Below are 17,670 nucleotides of genomic sequence, written 5' to 3'. Positions count from 1 at the left end.
TTCGTGAGGTGCGGGTCGTGATGCGGGGGTCGAACGCGGCGAGGGCGAGGCCCAGCTCCGACTGCGGTACCGGCTCTCGGCGGCGACCGCGGACGCGTACGCCGGGGCCGGGTTCACGGCGGTGGTGCAGGACGTGGTGCTGGGGGAGGAACCGGCCGCGTACGTACGTCTGATCCGCACCCATCCGCTGTACGTCGTCGTCCACGCGCCGGGCGCCGGGCGGGCCAAGTCGGGTTACGGGGCGGGCTGGACGGTCGCGGAACTGGACCGGGTGCTGCGGGTGGAGACGCCGCGGATCGGGCTGTGGCCGGACTCCTCGGAGCTGACGGTGGGGGAGACCGTGGAAGAGATTCCGGCGGGGAGGCAACGCGCCAGGGTGGTCTGAGCGTCTTGAGACCGAGGGCGTTGTCAGTGGTGCCGCGTAGTGTTCTGGGCAGTGGGGAACGGCGGCGAAACCCGCACGAAAAACCGCCCTGCCCTGCTCGGGGACCATGAGCTTGTACGCACGGGGGAAGCTATGAGCACGACCGGCACCGCGACCGCGGTGATCACCCTGACCGACGACGACCTGGACACCTTCGTCACGCACGCCTCGACGCGCCGCTGGCTGACGGGCACCGGACTGCCGTCCGGCATCGGCCTGTTGAGCTTCGCGGAACTGGACCAGGAGGGCCTGCGGACGGTGGCGGACGTCACCGGCGACCCCGGCGACCGACTGGCCGTGGAGCTGCGGGGCCAGCTGGTCATAGGCGGACTCCTCGACTTCGAGGGCCAGGAGACGGAGCCGGTCCTGCTCGACGGCGTCACAGGCGAGGTCTCCACGACCGACTTCTGGTACGACACACCGGAGCTCATGGAGCGCCGCCCGCTCGCCCCCTCACTGGAGAAGCTGGTCCGGTTCGCGTCGACGGCGGAGGAACTGGCGCGCCTGCGCGGCCGGTTCGCCTCCTACGCCGACCGCTTCGGACCGCAGGTCGCGGCGGAGGCCACGCGTCAGCTGCTCGCGGTCTTCGAGGAGGGCGCGGACGGCGAGGTGCCGCCGTACTGGCGGATGACGGCGCTGATCCGCCCGCTGTCGCTGACCGCGGGCCCGGGCAGATCGTCCGGGCTGGCCCTGGACCTTCCCGTCCGGCTCCTGGACCAGGAGTTCGGTCAGGGTGGGATCTGGCGCTTCGAGGACGTCGACTTCCCGGCGACCCTCACCCATGAGCCGACCCGCCGTTTCCTGCGCGAGACGGGCCTGCCCGAGGACGGCGTCCTCTTCCAGCTGGACACCGACGTCCCGCTCCCCACCCTCGCCGAGCACCACGCGGACGAACCCGCCGCCGAACTCCCCGACGGCACCGAGCACTTGATCCGCCTCGGCTACCTCGTCGAGGACAACAGCCTGGTGATCGACGGCAGAACGGGCGCGATCCTGCACTGGAGCGAGCCCGAGGCGACCCTCCACCCGCTCAACACCGACGTCTCCACGCTCGCGTACACGCTCTGGCTGCTGCACCACGAGCGCACGCTCGACGAGAACCAGGACCACGGCCTCTCCGACGGCCCGTACGCCCAGCTGGCGGCCACCATGCTCCAGGTCCTGTCCACCGTGGACCCCACCGGCACCGGCACGGACGCCGACTGGCACTACTGGACGGAGGCCTTCCAGGACGAGGCGAGCGGGGTGCTGTCAGCACTCTGAAAGCAGCCTTGACGCGGATCCTGACTTGGAGGCCGTGGCGGGAATCGAACCCGCGTAAGTCGCTTTGCAGGCGACTCCCTGAACCACTCGGGCACACGGCCATGCTTTCTTGATGTAGACCGTAGGGCGGGGTCAGGGGGTGGCTCAAGGGGATCGTGGGGGCTGCAATGTGACTGCCACACGGCGTTCATGAATGGGGATCCGTCGCTGGTCGTACGACGAAGGTCCGGGTGGCCGACCGTCTCTCGACAGGGGTCAAACCCTGTCGTGGCCCTTACGCTGGCGACCATGACAGCCCTCGAACCGCACGACACCGATGCCGTGAGCACCGCCCCCGACCTGGCCGAGAGTGCCGAGGACGGGGTGCTGAGCCGGTCGTACCGGGCGCTCAGCGTCGGGATCGTGTCGGTCGTGCTGCTGATCGCGTTCGAGGCGACGGCGGTGGGGACGGCGATGCCGGTCGCGGCGCGGGAGCTGGACGGGGTCCCGCTGTACGCGTTCGCGTTCTCCGGGTACTTCACGACCAGCCTGTTCGGGATGGTGCTCGCCGGGCAGTGGTCCGACCGGCGCGGTCCGCTCGGGGCGCTGACGGCCGGGATGGCCTCCTTCGCCGCGGGGCTGCTGCTGTCGGGGACGGCGACCGCGATGTGGCTGTTCATCCTCGGGCGGGCCGTGCAGGGACTGGGCGGCGGGCTGGTCATCGTCGCCCTCTACGTCGTCGTGGGGCGGGCCTACCCCGAGCGGTTGCGGCCGGCGATCATGGCGGCCTTCGCGGCGGGCTGGATCGTGCCGTCGATCGTCGGACCGCTCGCCTCGGGCGCGGTGACCGAACACCTGGGCTGGCGCTGGGTGTTCGTCGGGATTCCGGTGCTGGTCGTGTTCCCGCTGGCCCTCGCCCTGCCGCAGATCCGGCGGAGGGCCGCCGGACCGGTCGACGGCACGGACGCCGGGGCCGTCGACCGTCGCCGTATCCGGCTCGCCCTCGGCATCTCGCTCGGCGCCGGACTCCTCCAGTACGCCGCCCAGGACCTGCGCTGGCTCTCCCTGCTGCCCGGCGTCGCGGGCGCCGCACTCCTCGTACCCGCCGTGCTCGGACTGCTCCCGCGCGGTACCTACCGGGCGGTGCGCGGACTGCCGTCCGTGGTGCTGTTGCGCGGGGTGGCCGCGGGCTCCTTCATCGCGGCCGAGTCCTTCGTACCGCTGATGCTGGTCACCCAGCGCGGGCTGTCCCCGACGCTGGCCGGGTTCTCCCTGGCCGCGGGTGGCCTCACCTGGGCGCTGGGCTCGTGGGTGCAGTCGCGGCCGCGGGTGGAGCCCTTCCGGCAACGCCTGATGACGCTGGGCATGGTCTTGGTCGCCGCCTCCATCGCCGCCGCGCCCAGCGTGCTGATCAGCGCGGTACCGGTCTGGACCCTCGCCGTGGTCTGGGCGCTCGGCTGCTTCGGGATGGGCCTGGTGATCGCCTCCACCAGCGTGCTGCTGCTCCAGCTCTCCGCCCCGACCGAGGCGGGCACCAACTCCGCCGCCCTCCAGATCTCCGACGCCCTGTCCAACGTCGTCCTGCTGGCGACCGGCGGCGCCGCCTTCGCGGCCCTCGGCGGTGGCACGGTGAGCCATACGGCGACGGAGGCCGGCGGATCGCATCCGGCCGCGTTCGCCGCCGTGTTCCTGCCGATGGCGGCGGTGGCGCTGGTGGGGGCGTGGGTGACGACCCGGCTCAGGGAACGGCCGACCGGGCCGCGCCTGCCGTGACCCGCCGGATCTCCTCGGCGAACCCCCGCGCGGTCGGCTCCTCCAGCAGGGCCGCCAGCGGGATCTCCGCGGCCAGCCGCTCCCGGAGCCGGGTGACCGTCCGGACGACCGAGAGGGAGTTTCCGCCGAGGTCGAAGAAGTCGTCGTCGGGTCGTACGGCGGCCACTCCGAGGGTCTCGCACCACACGGCGGCCACCAGCTCCTCGATCCCCTCGATCTCTCCAACCCCTTCGGTCCCCGCCTCGGTTGCGGGCGTCGGGTGCGATGGCGTCGTACGGGCTGCCCGGGCCGCCCGGGACTCCAGCAGCAGGCGGTCCACCTTGCCGTTCGGTGTGAACGGCAGGGCGTCGAGGAGCTCCATCGTCGCCGGGACCATGGTGGGCGGCAGCCAGCCGCGCAGGGCCTCGCGGACCGCCGCCGTCAGTTCGGCGGCCGGCGCGGACGGCACCTCGGGCACCACGAACGCGGCCAGCGCCTTCTCCACGCCCGAGCCGTGCGCCACCACCACCGCCTGCCGCACCCCCGGACAGCGCCGGGCCGTCGCCTCGATCTCGCCGAGCTCGATCCGGACCCCGCGGATCTTCACCTGCCGGTCGACCCGGCCGAGGAACTCCAACTCGCCCCCGGGGCGGGCCCGTACGAGGTCACCGGAGCGGTAGAGGCGGCGGCCCGGTGCCACCGGGGGCGAGTCGAGGAAGCGTTCCGCGGTCAGTTCGGGGCGGTCGAGATAGCCCAGGGCCAGACCCGCGCCCCCGATGTACAGCTCGCCGGGTTCGCCCTCGGGCACGGGGCGGCCGTCGTCGCCGAGGACCCACAGCTCGGTGTCGGGGACGGCGGAGCCGATGAGCACCGTGTCGAGGTCGGGGTCGCGCGGGCAGACCCAGGCGGTGCAGTGGATCGTGCACTCGCTGGGACCGTAGAGGTTGGTCAGGGAGGCCGTGGAACGGGCGTGGAAGCGGTGGACCAGGTCCGCGGGGAGCGGCTCGCCGCCGGTCAGGACCTGGCGCAGCCCGTCGTAGCGCTCGCTCTCGTCGCGGGCCAGCAGGAACAGCTCCAGCAGCGAGACCCCGAAGTACATCGTGGTGACGCGGTGGTCGCGGATCAGCGCCGCCAGGTGGTCCGCGTCGCGCTGTCCGCCCGGGGCGGCGAGCACGAGCGTGGCGCCGGTCAGCAACGGCCAGTAGATCTCCGCGAGATACATGTCGAAGGTGCACGTGGTGTGGTGGACGAGCCGGTCGTGCTCGTCCATCGGGTGCGTGGTCTGGAGCGCGTTCATCCTGGAGACCAGGGCGCGGTGGCTGATCAGCGAGGCCTTGGGGCGGCCGGTGGACCCGGACGTGAAGATCAGCGCGACGGGGTCGTCCGGGGAGCCGCCCGCCGGCACGGGTGCCGACTCCGGCGCCTCCTCGTCCGTCAGGATCGGCACCCCGCAGCCGTCGAGCCGGTCGCGCAGGGCCCGGCTCGACAGCACCGCGCGCGGCGCGCAGTCCGCCAGCATGCCGAGCGTGCGGGCAGGAGGGTCCGCTACGTCGAGCGCCACGTGCGCGGCCCCCGCGCAGGCCACGCCCAGCACCGCGACCACGAACTCGACCGACCGCTCGTGATGGACCGCGACCCGGTCGCCGGGCCCCAGCCCCCTGGCGCGCAGCGCGCCCGCCACCCCCAGCACCCGCTCCCGTAACCGTCCGGCGCTCACGACCGTGCCGTCGGCGGCGATCAGCGCAGGTCGGCCGGGATCCCGTCCCAGGCGTTCCAGGAGCAGTACGTCGATCCGCCGGGCGGAGTCCGCCGTGTCCCTCGTGCTCGTGCTCGCGCTCGGGCTCGTCATGCCAGGCCCCAGTGGTCGAGGTTGTCCGCCACCGTCGTTGCCAGTGCCTCCGGCTCGTCCACGAGGAGCAGGTGGCGGCCCGGGAGCCAGACCGTGCGGGTGCGGAGGCCGAAGAGGGACCAGCCGTCGGTGCGTTCCTCCGTGCACAGCTCGTCCTCGTCGCCGAAGACGGTCAGCAGCGGGACGCCCGGGTCGAAGGGCTCGCAGACGTAGTCCTCGACGGCCCTGATGTCCGCGACGATCGCCGGCAGCAGCAGGCCGAGCATCTCCTCGTTCGCCGCGAGCGAGTCCGGTACGCCGCCGAAGTCCCGCAGGATGTCCAGGACTTCGGCGCGGTCGCGGACGGTGTCGAGGTCGCGCAGCAGCCGGCGGCCGGGGTCCGGCTTCTCGTTCACCGCCCACTGCGCCACCACGGCGAGACCCGCCACCCCGGCCGGTCCCGAACGCCGCAGGGTCTCCAGCGCGATCACGGCACCCGAGCACACGCCGACCACGAGCAGGGGTGCCGAGCCCGGCAGGTCCCGGATCGTGGCGGCGACGTCCGCGGTGAGGGCGTCGAGGTCGGCCCCGGCCTCCCGGACCCGGGACTCGCGGCCGGGCAGGCGGGCCGTCGCCACCAGCCAGTCGTCCGGGGCGTGCGCGGCGAACGGCTGCCCGCTCGCCGCACCCGCGCCCGCGTGCGGCACGATCAGCACCCGCAGCGCGGCCCGCTCCGGGTCGGCCCCTGCCAGGGTCACGTTCCTCGACACCTTCTGCCCACCCTCTTGTCGTTGGTTCAGCCCGCCGCGACGAACTCCGTCAGCGCCCGGGTCAGATACCCGGGGTCGGCCGCCCCGCACAGTTCGCGCGAGGAGTGCATGGACAGCCCGGGCACGCCCACGTCCACCGTGGTCACGCCCAGCCGGGCCGCGGTGATCGGCCCGATCGAGGTGCCGCAGGGCATGGCGTTGTTGGACACGAACCGCTGCCAGGGCACCTCGGCCCGCTCCGCGGCGGCGGCGAACGCGGCGAAGCCGGTGCCGTCGGTGGCGTACCGCTGGTTGACGTTGACCTTGATCACCGGGCCGCCGTTGGGCAGCGGATGGTTGTCCGGGTCGTGCCGCTCGCTGTAGTTGGGGTGCACCGCGTGCGACATGTCGGCGGAGACACAGATGGTGCCGGCCAGGGCCCGCGCCCAGTCCTCGGCGCCGCCGCCCCGCGCGCTCACCACCCGGCCCAGGACGCGTTCCAGGAGCGGACCCTGGGCGCCGGTCTCGGAGCCGGAGCCGACCTCCTCGTGGTCGAACGCGGCGAGCACCGGGATGCTTTCGGCGCCCCCCGGCCAGGACTGCGCGACGGCGGCCAGGGTGGCGGCGCCCGCGTGCACGGAGACGAGGTTGTCCAGCCGCGCCGAGACCAGGAACTCCCGCTCGGCGCCCAGCAGTCCGGGCTTCTGCACGTCGTGCAGCATCAGGTCCCAGCCCAGCACGTCGGCCGGGTCGAGCCCGGCGCCGGCCGCGACCCGCCGCAGCAGCGCGCCCGGCTCCGCCCGGCCCAGCGACCACACGGGCTGCACCTGCCGTTGCCGGTCGAGGGACAGGCCCTCGTTCACCGTACGGTCCAGGTGGATCGCCAACTGCGGGACCCGCAACAGGGGTTCGTCGATCTTGACCAGCTTCGCCGTGCCGTCGCGCAGGGTCAGCCGGCCGGAGACGCCGAGGTCGCGGTCGAGCCAGGTGTTCAGCGGTACCCCGCCGTAGATCTCCACGGCGACCTGGCGCCAGCCCGCCGAACCGGTGTCCGGGGTCGGCTTGACCCGCAGGTTGGGGGAGTCGGTGTGGGCGCCGATGATCCGGAACGGCGTGTGCGCGGGCGCCCCCTCGGGGACGTACCAGGCGAGCAGCGCGCCGCCCCGTACGACGAACCGGCCGCCGCTGTGGCCGGTCCACTCCTCGGTCTCCCGCAGCTCTTCGAAGCCGGCCTTCTCCAGGCGCTGCACGGCCTGCGCCACCGCGTGATACGGCGAGGAGGCGGCTTCCAGGAAGGCGAGGAGGTCTTCGTCGTGCGTCGGATCGATGCCCTTGGTCATGCGGTTATGCCTCTCCGGGGTGGTGGGGGGCGAGCAGCTCGCCGACCACGCGGTCGGGGCTGTCGCACAGGTCGTCGAGGACGGACAGGTAGGAGTCGAGGATCCGCTCCGCCGAGTTCCTGTCCCACAGGTCCGTCGAATATTCGACATACGTTCGGTAGCCCAGCGCCGGATCGCGCCGCGGAGTCAGTCCGAACGTCAGCTCCGTGCGTGCCGCCGGTGGTGCCACGTCGTCGACCCGCACCCCGAGCCCGGGGATCTCGATCTCGACGTCGTCGGTGTTCTGGAAGACCAGCAGGCACGACACCACCTCGGGGACCTCGCGCACGCCCGCCGCCCGCAGCGCCTGCCACACCTCGGCCGTCGGCAGGACGTTGGCCATGGCGGCCAGCGTCTCGGCGCCGGTGCGGGCGACCAGTTCGGCGCAGGTCTCCTCGGGCCGGACCCGGACCCGCACGGGGAGGTTGGTGGAGACCAGCGACACCAGCGTCTCGGTGTCGCTGCCGTCCCGGTTCGCGTACGGCACCCCCACCAGCAGGTCCCGCTGTCCGGAGAGCCGGGCCACGGTGACGCCGAGCGCGGCGGCCGCCACGGCGAACGGAGTCACCCGCCGCGCTGCGGCGAACCGCTCGACCCTGCGCCGCAGTTCAGCCGGAGCGTGGCCGCGGACGGTGTCGCCGTCGCCGCTGAGCCGCTCGGGCCGGGGGCGGTCCGTGGGCACGTCCAGACGGGTGGGTACGCCGGCCAGCTGCTCGACGAAGTGCGCGGCCCGCCGGGCCCGTTCGGCCGCGCCCCGGCGTTCGAGCTGACGGCGCGCGTGGTCGGCGGGCTGGGCCGAGGGCGCGGGCAGGGCGGGGTCGGTGCCGGACGCGGCGGCGGTGTAGAGGGCGGCCAGCTCGGCGAGGAGCACTCCGTGGGACCAGCCGTCGGTGCAGATGTGGTGCACGACGAACATCAGCACCCATTCGTCCGGCGCGACCCGCAGCAGCCGTAGCCGGGGCAGGGTCGGACGGGTGAGGTCGAAGGGTTCGTCGGCCGCGGCCCGGCAGGCCTGGTCGGCGCGCCGGGCGGCCCGTTCGGCGGGGAGCCGGCTGTAGTCGACGATCCGCAGCGGTGGCGGGGCGACGTCCACGACTTCCTGCCACCAGACACCCTCGCCGTCCCGCACATACCGGGTCCGCAGCGAGTGGTGGCGCCGCACCAGCTCGGTGAGCGCGGTGCGCAGGGCGTCGGTGTCGACGGGGCCGGTGAGGCGGATGCGCGTCGGCACGTTGTAGACCTGCGGCCGGGGCAGGGCGGGTTGGGCGGCCAGCATCCGGGCCTGCTGGTCGGTGACGGGGGCGCGGTCAGAGGCCGTATCGCCTCCTGCCAGCGTCCGGACCAGCGCGCCGAGCGTCGGCTCGGCGAAGAAGTCCGCCAGCGAGAACTCGACGCCGAGGGCGTCCCGGACCCGGTTGTGCAGCCGGATCGCGGCGATGGAACTGCCGCCCAGGTCGAAGAAGCCGGCGGTGTCGGAGAGGTCGTCGGTACCGAGGACGGAGGACCAGAGGGTACGCAGGGTCTCGGCACCCGGCGTCTCGGCGCCTGGCGTTGCGTCGGCCGGTTTGGTGTCCGCCACCGTCACCGCCCGGCCGCCCGCCATGGTCTCCAGCACCCGGTCCAGGTCTGCCAGCAGCCCCCGTACGGTCGACGCGTCGTACAGGTCGGCGTCGTAGCGGATCCGCAGCCGCAGGCCGTCACGGGTGTCCAGGGCGGCCAACGCCAGTTCCAGCGGGGCCGATTCGGTGCCGCCGGGGATCTGTTCCGTGGTGAGTCCGGGGAGCCGGAGTCGGGACAGGGGCACGCCGTCCAGGTCGGCCGACATGGTCACCAGTGGGCGCGGGTGCCCGGGTTCGGGATTGACGGCGGCCAACAGGGCGTCCACGTTGACGTGTTGATGGGCGTCGGCGTCGAACAGGGCGTCCCGCGTGGCCCGTACGGCGTCCCGTAGCCCGGTGGTGTCGGTGAGGGACGCCTTCAGCGGGAGTACGGCGACATGGAAGCCGACGGTGTTCTCGGTGCCGGGACGGCGGCGCCCGAAGGTCGAGCCCACCAGGAACTCGTCCTGCCCGGACCGCTCCCGCAGCACCAGCTGCCAGGCGGTGAGCAGCGTGGCGAACAGGGTCACCCCCTGCCGCCCGCTCCACTCCCGCAACCGTCCGGCCCGTCCCGCGTCCCACGAGACCTCCTCGGCCGCGCCGCGCCCGGCGACCCGACGGCCGCGCGGCCGGTCCGTGGGCAGCGCGGGGGAGGGCGGCAGGGGGGTCAGGTACGCGCGCCACCAGTCGAGATCGGCGGGGTCGTAGTCCTCCTCGCCCCGCGGCTCGCCGAGCGTGCTTCCCGCCGGTGCCGCGAACACCGGCTCCCGCTGCTCGACCGCCGCCCGGTACAACTCCTCAAGGTCGGCGGCGATCAGCCCGGCCGAGTGGGCGTCCGTGATGATGTGGTGCAGGCCGAGGACCAGTACGTGGTCGTCCGCGGCGAGGCGCAGCAGCCGGGGCGTGAACAGGGGGCCCTCGGCGAGGTCGTACGGCCGTCCGCTCTCCTCGCGCAGGACGGCGGCCACCGCCTCCGCCCCGTCGACGTCCGTGACCGTCAACTCCGGTCGCAGGTCCGGTCGTACGACCTGCTCGACCGTGTCCCCCGCGGCGCGGAACACCGTCCGCAGCCCCTCGTGCCGCTCGACGAGCCCGGTCACCGCGGTGCGCAGCGCCTGCTCGGAGAGGGGGCCGCGCAGCCGTACGGACTGGATCTCGTTGTACGCGGCCGGGTCGGCGATCAGCCGGGCGGCGAGCCAGAGCCGTCGCTGGGCGTCGGTGGCGGGGCCGACGCGGTGGCCGCCGGTGTCCGGGCGGGCCGTATCCACCTCCGCCTCCCGTGTGCGCCGCCGCAGTGTGTCCAAGTGCTCCAGGCCCGCCCGCATCCGCTCGGCGGGCATGCCGAAGTCGACCAGCGCGGCGATCTCGTCGACGCCCGCCTCGCGCAGCGCCGCCACCAGGGGGGCGCAGGTGTCGGGGGTGCCGATCAGGGCGCGTTCGTCGCAGTAGCGGTCGTAGGCGCGGCGGAAGAGGTAGTCGAGGTCGTCCTCGCTCGCCGTGGCCACGTCCTCGGGCCCGGCGCCCACCGCGCTCGCCGCCGAACGCATCTGGAGGGAGGAACGCAGATAGCGGCTCATCGGCTCCAGGGCCTGCGCGCGAGCCGTGGCGTGGTCGGTGCCGAGGTAGGTGTGGAGCAGGACGGTGACCCGGCCGGTGTCGGGGTCGAGGCCGTGCTGTTCGCGGGCCTTGCGGAAGTGGCGGACGTTGTCGGCGAGTTCGGCGACGGTCTGCCCCATCAGGTTGGTGACGATCCCGAGCCCGCGCCGCCCCGCCTCCTCGTACGAGGCACGCCGCCCGGAGGTGGCGAGGAACATCGGCGGCAGCTCCTGCACAGGGCGCGGGTGGACCGTCACGTCGATGGGCTCGCCCTCACCGCTGGTACGCCGCACGCTGCCGCCGCGCCACAGCGTGGTCACCTCGTCGAGGTGGGCGAAGGCGATCTCCTTGCGCCGCTCGAACCGGTCCGGGTGCAGCGCGAAGTCCTGGGCGTGCCAGCCGGTCGCGCAGCCGAGGCCGACCCGGCCGCCGGAGAGGTTGTCGACGACCGACCACTCCTCCGCGATCCGCACCGGATCGTGCAGCGGCAGCACCACGGAACCGGCGTTGAGCCGGATACGGCTCGTCACACGCGCCAACGAGGCTGCCAGGACGGCCGGGTTGGGGAAGAGCCCGCCGAAGGAGTGGAAGTGCCGCTCCGGCAGCCACAGCGAGCTGAAGCCCCGCTCGTCGGCGAAGCGGGCGGTGTCGACGAGCCGGTCGTAGGCGGACGTGCTGTCGGCGTCGGGGTAGTCGCCGAAGAAGTACACCCCGAAGTCGGGTTGTCTGTGCGGGCGTTGAGGCTCGACACGTCGCGCGCGGACGCGCCGGGACGTCGGGAAGAAGCCCGCCTCCCGCAGCTCCCGTAGGGACCCCTTCACGGCGTCCGCGACCCGCTCGATGTCGGTGTCGGTGTGGGCGGTGGAGAGGTAGAAGCTGCGCCACTCCCAGATGTGGATGCCGCGCAACAGCAGGTGCTGGTAGAGCAGTTCCATGTCGGCGCGGTGCGTGAAACGGAACATCGACCCGAAGTGGGCCATTTCCAGCGGGAACTCCTCGTCGGCGAAGAACCGGTTGAGGTCGTCGGCGAGGGCGTCGGTACGGGCGTTGAGGCGTTCCTGGAGTCCTGGCCCTTCGGCGGCGAGATGGGTGAGGACCGCCTTGGCCGCCGCCATCGACAGGGGGTGCTGGAGGTAGGTCCCGCCGAAGAAGGTGGTCTCGGCGGTGGGGCGGCTGTCGTCGCCGTAGCGCCAGAAGCCGCCGTCGACACCGTCCATGATGTCGGCGCGGCCCGCGATCGCCCCGACGGGGAAGCCGCTGCCGAGCGCCTTGCCGTAGGTGGCGAGGTCGGGCACGACGCCGAAGTGGTGCTGGGCGCCGCGCGGGTGCGGGCGCAGACCGGTGAGCATCTCGTCGAAGAGCAGCACGATGCCGCGCCGCCGGGTCAGTTCGCGCAGCTCGCGTAAGAAGGCGACCGGGCGCAGGGCGGGGTTGCGGCACTGCACGGGCTCGACGAGGACCGCGGCGATCCGGTCGCCGAGCGCGTCGATGGTGGTGAGGGCCTCCTGGCTGCCGTACTCCAGGACGATCAGCTCCGCGACGGCGCTGTCGGGGATGCCCCGGGAGACGGGCACGGCGCCGCTGCCCGGGCCGGGGCGGCCGAGCACCGTGTCGATGTGGCCGTGGTAGGAGCCGCGGAACATGACGATCCGGTCGCGTCCGGTGGCGGCGCGGGCGAGCCGGATCGCGGCGGAGTTGGCCTCGGTGCCGGACGCCGCGAACGCGACACGTTCCATACCGGTGAACTCGGCCAGCAGCTCGGCGACTTCACCCGCCTCGACCGGTCGCGGCCCGAACCGCAGCCCGCCGCCGTCCAGATGTGCGCGCACGGCCTCCGTCACACACTCCGGCTCATGACCGAGCAGGAGGGAGCCGAAGCCCATCGTGATGTCGGTGTACGTGTTCCCGTCGACGTCCGTCAGCCGCGCGCCGCGTGCCTCGCGGGCCGCGAGCGGGTACAGCGTCTCCTTCGTCGCGCGCCGGAACCCGACCACGGCCCGGCTGTCCGCCAGCATCGAACGCCGGGCCTGAGCAAGCTCCTTGGAGGTCCGGGTGCGTTCGGAAAGCCGCCGGGCGAGGTCGATGGCGTGCGCGCGCTGGGAGTCGGTGGCGCCGGCGCCGGCCATGCCGGAGTCGGGGGAGAGGGTGACGCGGGGGCCGTGGACGGAGGGGGCGGCGGAGTCGGGGGCCGGACCCGTGGCGTCCCGGCGTGCGCGGGCCAACTGCTCGTCCAGCCCGCGCGAGAGTGCCGCGGCACGGTCCGCCGCCGTGACCGGGCTCATCGACCGGCCCGCTCGGCGGTGAGCAGCGCGACGGCGTCGGACAACTGGGTGATCAGCGAGGCCTGCGTCTCGGCCAGCAGGTCGATCTGCCGCCGCAGCTCCGCGACTTCGGCGCGGCTGGCGAACTCCGTTGATTCGGAAGCCGACTCGGAAGCCGACTCGGAAGCCGACCCGGGAGCCTCGGAGGGCACCGCGTCCCGCCGCTGCTCCGGCACCTTCCGTACGTCGATGAGCTCGGCCCGCGGCTCCGGCAGCGACCGCCCCACGCGCTCAGCTATCAGCCGTGCCGTCAGCTCCGGCGACCCCGCGTCCTCCAGTAGCTCCCGTAAGGCCAGCCGCACCCCGAACTCGCCCTCCAACTGCCGGAGCATGCCGATCAGTTGCAGGGAGTCCGCGCCCAGTCCCACGTAGGTCTCCCCGGCGCGCAGCCCGTCCTGGTCGTATCCCAGATGCTGTGCGGTCAGTTCGAGTACGCGCTTGAGTACTGCCTGGTCGGTCACGTCGTTCTCCCCATCGGGTTCGTGCGTGGCTTCGTTCGCGGGTACGGCCGTGGTGGGCGCCGGAGGTGGCGGGCCGATCCAGTAGGACCGGTGCTCGAAGGGGTAGGTGGGCAGCGGGACACGGCGGCCGCCGCACCCGTCGAGCAGGGCGGCCCAGTCGACGGGCACGCCGGCACAGTGCAGCCGGGCGAACGCCCGCCACACGTCGTCCGGGGTGCGTCCGGTGGGGACGCCGAGGGTGTCCGGGACCGCCCGGCGGGCCAGCCGGGTCAGGGTGGCGTCGGGGCCGAGTTCGAGGAGGACGTCCGCGTCGGCCAGGGTGCGCAGTACGGCGTGGAAGTCGGCGGTGTGCCGGGCTTGGCGCACGAGGTGGTCGGCGTCGGGCAGCCAGCCCGGGGGATGGGCGACGCCGTCCAGCCCGCTGACGAACTCGACCTCCACCGGCCGTAGTTCGGCCTTCTCGACGGCCGCCCGCAGCTCGTCGAGGACCGGGTCGAGCAGGGCGCTGTGGAAGGCGCGGTCCACCGGGAGCGGTACGCCGGTCAGGCCCTGCCCGGTCAGCCGTCGGTGCGCCTCGTCGACGGCGTCGGGGGGACCGGCCAGCACGTGGTGGTCGGGCCCGTTGGACACGGCGAGCTCCACCTGTCCGACCTCTGCCGCGAGTCGCCGGACCCGGTCCCGGTCGGCGAACACGGCGAGCATCGCGCCCGGCGCCGTGCCCTGCATCAGCCGTCCCCGCCGACACAGCAACCGCATCCCGTCGGCGAGCGACAACGCCCCGGCCGCACACAACGCCGCGAACTCCCCCACACTGTGCCCGGCCACCGACACCGGCCGCACCCCCCAACTCCGCCACAGCCGGGTCTGAGCGACCTGAAGCGCGAAGATGGCGGGCTGTGCGAAGTCGGTGCCCCAGGGGGCGGGGGGTGGACCGAGAGGGCGGGCCCCCGAAGCGGTGCCGGGGTGGGCAGGCCTGCGTGTGCCGACCCCGCCCCTGATCCGGTCCAGGAAGTCGGTCTCGCCCGTCTCCTCCTCGTAGACCCGGGCGCACTCCGCCAGCACCTCGGCGACGACCGGGAAGCGGGCGGCGAGGGCGGCGGCCATGCCGGGGCCGCCGGTGCCCTGGCCGCTGTAGAGGAAGGCGGGGGAGGCGGGGCGGTCGGCCGTGCCGGTCAGGGGGCCCGACGGGTCGCCCGCGAGGAAGGCGTCCAAGCCCTCGACCAAGGGTGCGGTGACGACCAGCCGGTGGGACAGGTGGCGGCGGCCGAGCGCGGTCGTCGTCAGTAGATCCGCGGGGGCGAGGTCGGGGCGCCGCAGCAGTTCGTCCCGGAAGGCACGGGCGTACGTGGTCAGCGCCTCCGGGGTTCGCGCCGACAGCGGCAGCAGCGCGGGTGCGTCCCGCTCGCCCCCCACCGCATCCGGCACGTCTCTCGACGCGCCCCCGTGCCCCGGCACACCCCTCGTCCCGTTCCCGGGCGCGCCCTCCGGCACGCCCCATGCCCCGCCCCCGGGCACACCCTCCGGCCTGCCCCTCGCCCCGTCCCCGACCGCGCCCTCCGGTCCTCTCCCCGGCGCCTCCTCCAGGATCACGTGCGCGTTGGTCCCGCCCATGCCGATCGAGTGCACCCCCGCCCGCCGTACCCCGGTCGCCCTCGGCCACGGTGTGGCTCGGGTCGGGATGACGAACGGGCTGCTCTCCAGCGGGAGCAGGGGATTGGTTCGGCGGAAGTTCGCCAGGGGCGGTATCACCCCGTGCCGTAGCACCAGGATCGCCTTGATCAGGCCGGCCAGGCCCGCCGCGCTGTCCAGGTGGCCGATGGCCGGCTTGGTGGAGCCCAGGGCGCAGAAGGCCGTGCCGTCCGTATGCGCGCGGAACGCCTCGGTGAGCGCGGCGAACTCGATCGGGTCGCCCTTGAACGTGCCGGTGCCGTGCGCCTCCAGATAGCCGATGGAGTCGGCCGGCGCCCCCGCCCGCTCCAGCGCGCCGAGCACCGCGTCCCGCTGCCCGGCGACCCCGGGCGCCGCGAACCCCCCTTTGCCGTCACCGTCGTTGGTGACCGCCGAGCCGAGAATCACGGCGTGCACGGTGTCGCCGTCGGCCAGCGCCCGCGCCAGCGGCTTCAGCAGGACCGCCGCGACCCCGTTGCCGCCGACCGTGCCGTCGGCGTCCGCGTCGAAGGCCCGTACCGTGCCGCTCCGCGAGATCGTGGAGCCCCTGACGTGCCGGTGTCCGGTGATCTGGGGGAGGTGCAGGGCCGCCGAGCCCACCAGCATCAGTTCGGCGTCGCCCGCCAGCAGCGCCTGACAGGCCAGATGGACCGAGACGAGGGCGCTGGAGCAGGCGGTGGCCACATTGACCGCGGGTCCGCGCAGTCCGAGCCGGAACGCCGCCCGGTTGGCGGCGAAGTCGGGATAGTTGCCGACCTGGACCTGCTTCTGCGCGATCCAGTCGTCGCCCGGCACGTCCGCGAGGTTGTTGGCGAGATAGCTGTGCAGCGAGTACAGCCGGTACCCGACGCTGCCGTACACCCCGATCCGGGCATCCGAGCCTGCGTAGCCGCCGTCCTCCAGGGCGTGGTGGCAGCACTCCAGGAGCAGCCGCTGCTGCGGGTCCGTCACCTCCGCCTCGCGCCCGGTCATCCCGAAGAACGCCGCGTCGAACCCGTCGATCCCGTCCAGCAGCGCACCGGCGCCGACGAGGTCCGGGTCGTCGAGGAGGTCGTCGGAGACCCCCGCGGCTCGTAACTCGGCCCGGCTGAAACGTCGTACGTGGGAGAGGCCCGCCTCGATGTCGCGCCAGTACCGCTCGGCGGTCCCCGCTCCCGGGAACCTCAGCGCCATCCCGATGACCGCCACACGTCGGTCCTCCGGCACCCCAACTCCCCCTTCCGCAACGGCTCGACGGTTCGACGTCCGGGCCCGCCTCACACCTCCGCCCGCGCCTCCGCACCCGTGCCCGCGGCCGCCGGCTCCGTCGAACGGCGGCGCAGCACCAGGGCCACGAAGAGCACGGCGATCACGATGGCCACCCCGTGTGCGACCGCGACGACCGACAGCGGTGAGAACACGTCGAGCGCGGCGCCGACGGCGATCATCCCGGCGCCGAAGCCGAAGCTCTCCACGGTCGCCGACAACCCGAAGGCATGGGTGCGCAGGGTGTCCGGCAGGGCTTGCAGATGCTGGGTGTAGGACACCTCGGTCAGCCCGTCGGCCGCCCCCGCGAGCAGGGCGATCAGCACGGTCGCGGTCCAGGGCAGCCCGGCGAAGGCCAGGATGAAGGCGCCGGACATCACGATGGTGCCGAGCCCGAAGCCGAGCGCGCCCAGCGCCTGTTCGGAGCGCCGCGGCAGCCGCTGGATCATCTGCTGGGCCACGATGTTGCCGAACGCCCACACACACCAGAAGACGCTGACGAACGTGGCCGGGCTGCCGGTGTCCAGTTCCGTCGAGTACACCGGCAGCGCCGCGTTGTGGGAGGACGAGCCGAGCGCGTCGACGCCCCGCAGCAGCACCATCAGGCCGAGCACCGGCGCGCCGGCCAGGACGACCACCGCGGCGGGCAGCTTCCGGCGCTTCTTGCCGCCCTCGGTCGCCGCCTCCGCCGGATCGGAAGGATCCTCGTCCGGGTCCGTCTTCCGCCGTCGGGTGGCGGGCAGTTGGGCCACCGCCACCGCGCACACCAGGAACGTGGCCATGTCCAGCAGGAACGCCGCCGTGTAGCCGAGCAGCGAGACCACCACGCCGGCCGACGCGAACCCGGCCACCATCGCCAGCGAACGGCCGCTCACCATCAGCGAGTTGGCCCAGGTACGGCGGTCCTCGGCGACCATCTCCGGGATGACCGTGCCGCGCAGCGCGACCAGGAAGACCGTGCCGGTGATCCCGCCCACCGCCGAGACGACGAACAGCACCGGGGTGCGCAGGGTGTCGGGCGCCGCCACCAGGACCGCCAGCACGGCCGCCTGCACCACGTTCACCCAGAACATGACGGACCGCGCCGACCACCGGGCCAGGATCGGAGCGGCGAGCAGCCCCGCCACGATCCCCGCGGCCAGCCGTACGGCCATGAAGGCACCGACGGCGAGCGCGCGGTCGGTGACGGCGTAGACGTACAGGTTCAGCGCGACGACGTTGAGATAACTGCCGTACGACGACAGGGCGTAGCCCGCGACCAGGATGCGGTACCGGTGTTCCCGCACCGACGCCGTGACGGGTTCCGGCATGCTCGACTTCCTTCGCGGACGGCAACAGGGCGAGGTGCGTGCGGGGCGGACCCGGGGGACAGAACCCGTCGAACACTAGTCAGGCGGTGCGGAGTTC

General features: G+C 73.4%; 8 protein-coding genes, 1 tRNA gene and 1 pseudogene. 3 read left to right on the top strand and 7 right to left on the bottom strand.

The window, feature by feature from the left end; genetic code table 11:
* Positions 1-37 precede the first annotated feature (37 nt).
* Together ABKA17_RS37485 and ABKA17_RS37480 are read left to right on the top strand one after the other, a co-directional pair.
* Positions 38-385, top strand: a pseudogene (locus tag ABKA17_RS37485) (phosphotransferase); the annotation flags it as partial.
* 132 nt (positions 386-517) lie between these two features.
* Entirely contained in the window at positions 518-1,687 is a 1,170-nt protein-coding gene (locus tag ABKA17_RS37480) for an SUKH-4 family immunity protein (RefSeq protein ID WP_353696840.1), read from the top strand.
* A 26-nt stretch (positions 1,688-1,713) separates the two neighbouring features.
* On the opposite strand, the gene ABKA17_RS37475 is transcribed toward ABKA17_RS37480, so the two are convergent.
* Positions 1,714-1,788 (bottom strand) — tRNA-Cys (locus ABKA17_RS37475).
* A 187-nt stretch (positions 1,789-1,975) separates the two neighbouring features.
* Here ABKA17_RS37475 and ABKA17_RS37470 point away from each other — a divergent pair.
* Positions 1,976-3,439, top strand: coding sequence for an MFS transporter (locus tag ABKA17_RS37470; protein ID WP_353696839.1), 1,464 nt, complete (start codon positions 1,976-1,978; stop codon positions 3,437-3,439).
* On the opposite strand, the gene ABKA17_RS37465 is transcribed toward ABKA17_RS37470, so the two are convergent.
* The 6 genes from ABKA17_RS37465 to ABKA17_RS37440 all read right to left on the bottom strand — a co-directional run bounded on the left by ABKA17_RS37465 (position 3,405) and on the right by ABKA17_RS37440 (position 17,573).
* A complete protein-coding gene (locus ABKA17_RS37465) occupies positions 3,405-5,267 on the bottom strand; it encodes a non-ribosomal peptide synthetase (RefSeq protein ID WP_353696838.1) in 1,863 nt (620 codons plus the stop codon). The genes ABKA17_RS37470 and ABKA17_RS37465 overlap by 35 nt on opposite strands.
* Entirely contained in the window at positions 5,264-6,004 is a 741-nt protein-coding gene (locus ABKA17_RS37460; protein ID WP_353696837.1) for a thioesterase II family protein, read from the bottom strand. The genes ABKA17_RS37465 and ABKA17_RS37460 overlap by 4 nt, the downstream gene beginning before the upstream one ends.
* 38 nt (positions 6,005-6,042) lie before the next feature.
* A complete protein-coding gene (locus tag ABKA17_RS37455) occupies positions 6,043-7,335 on the bottom strand; it encodes a M18 family aminopeptidase (protein WP_353696836.1) in 1,293 nt (430 codons plus the stop codon).
* A gap of 4 nt (positions 7,336-7,339) precedes the next feature.
* On the bottom strand, positions 7,340-12,850 hold the full coding sequence (locus ABKA17_RS37450) for a MupA/Atu3671 family FMN-dependent luciferase-like monooxygenase (RefSeq protein ID WP_353696835.1): 5,511 nt from the start codon (positions 12,848-12,850) through the stop codon (positions 7,340-7,342).
* A complete protein-coding gene (locus ABKA17_RS37445; protein ID WP_353696834.1) occupies positions 12,847-16,206 on the bottom strand; it encodes a type I polyketide synthase in 3,360 nt (1,119 codons plus the stop codon). The genes ABKA17_RS37450 and ABKA17_RS37445 overlap by 4 nt, the downstream gene beginning before the upstream one ends.
* Positions 16,207-16,274: 68 nt before the next feature.
* Entirely contained in the window at positions 16,275-17,573 is a 1,299-nt protein-coding gene (locus ABKA17_RS37440) for an MFS transporter (protein WP_353696833.1), read from the bottom strand.
* Positions 17,574-17,670 lie beyond the last annotated feature (97 nt).

This window comes from Streptomyces sp. RG80 (genome assembly GCF_040446465.1).
In the GTDB taxonomy this organism is placed as follows: Bacteria; Actinomycetota; Actinomycetes; order Streptomycetales; family Streptomycetaceae; genus Streptomyces.
This window is presented reverse-complemented; position numbering and strand designations above follow the sequence as displayed.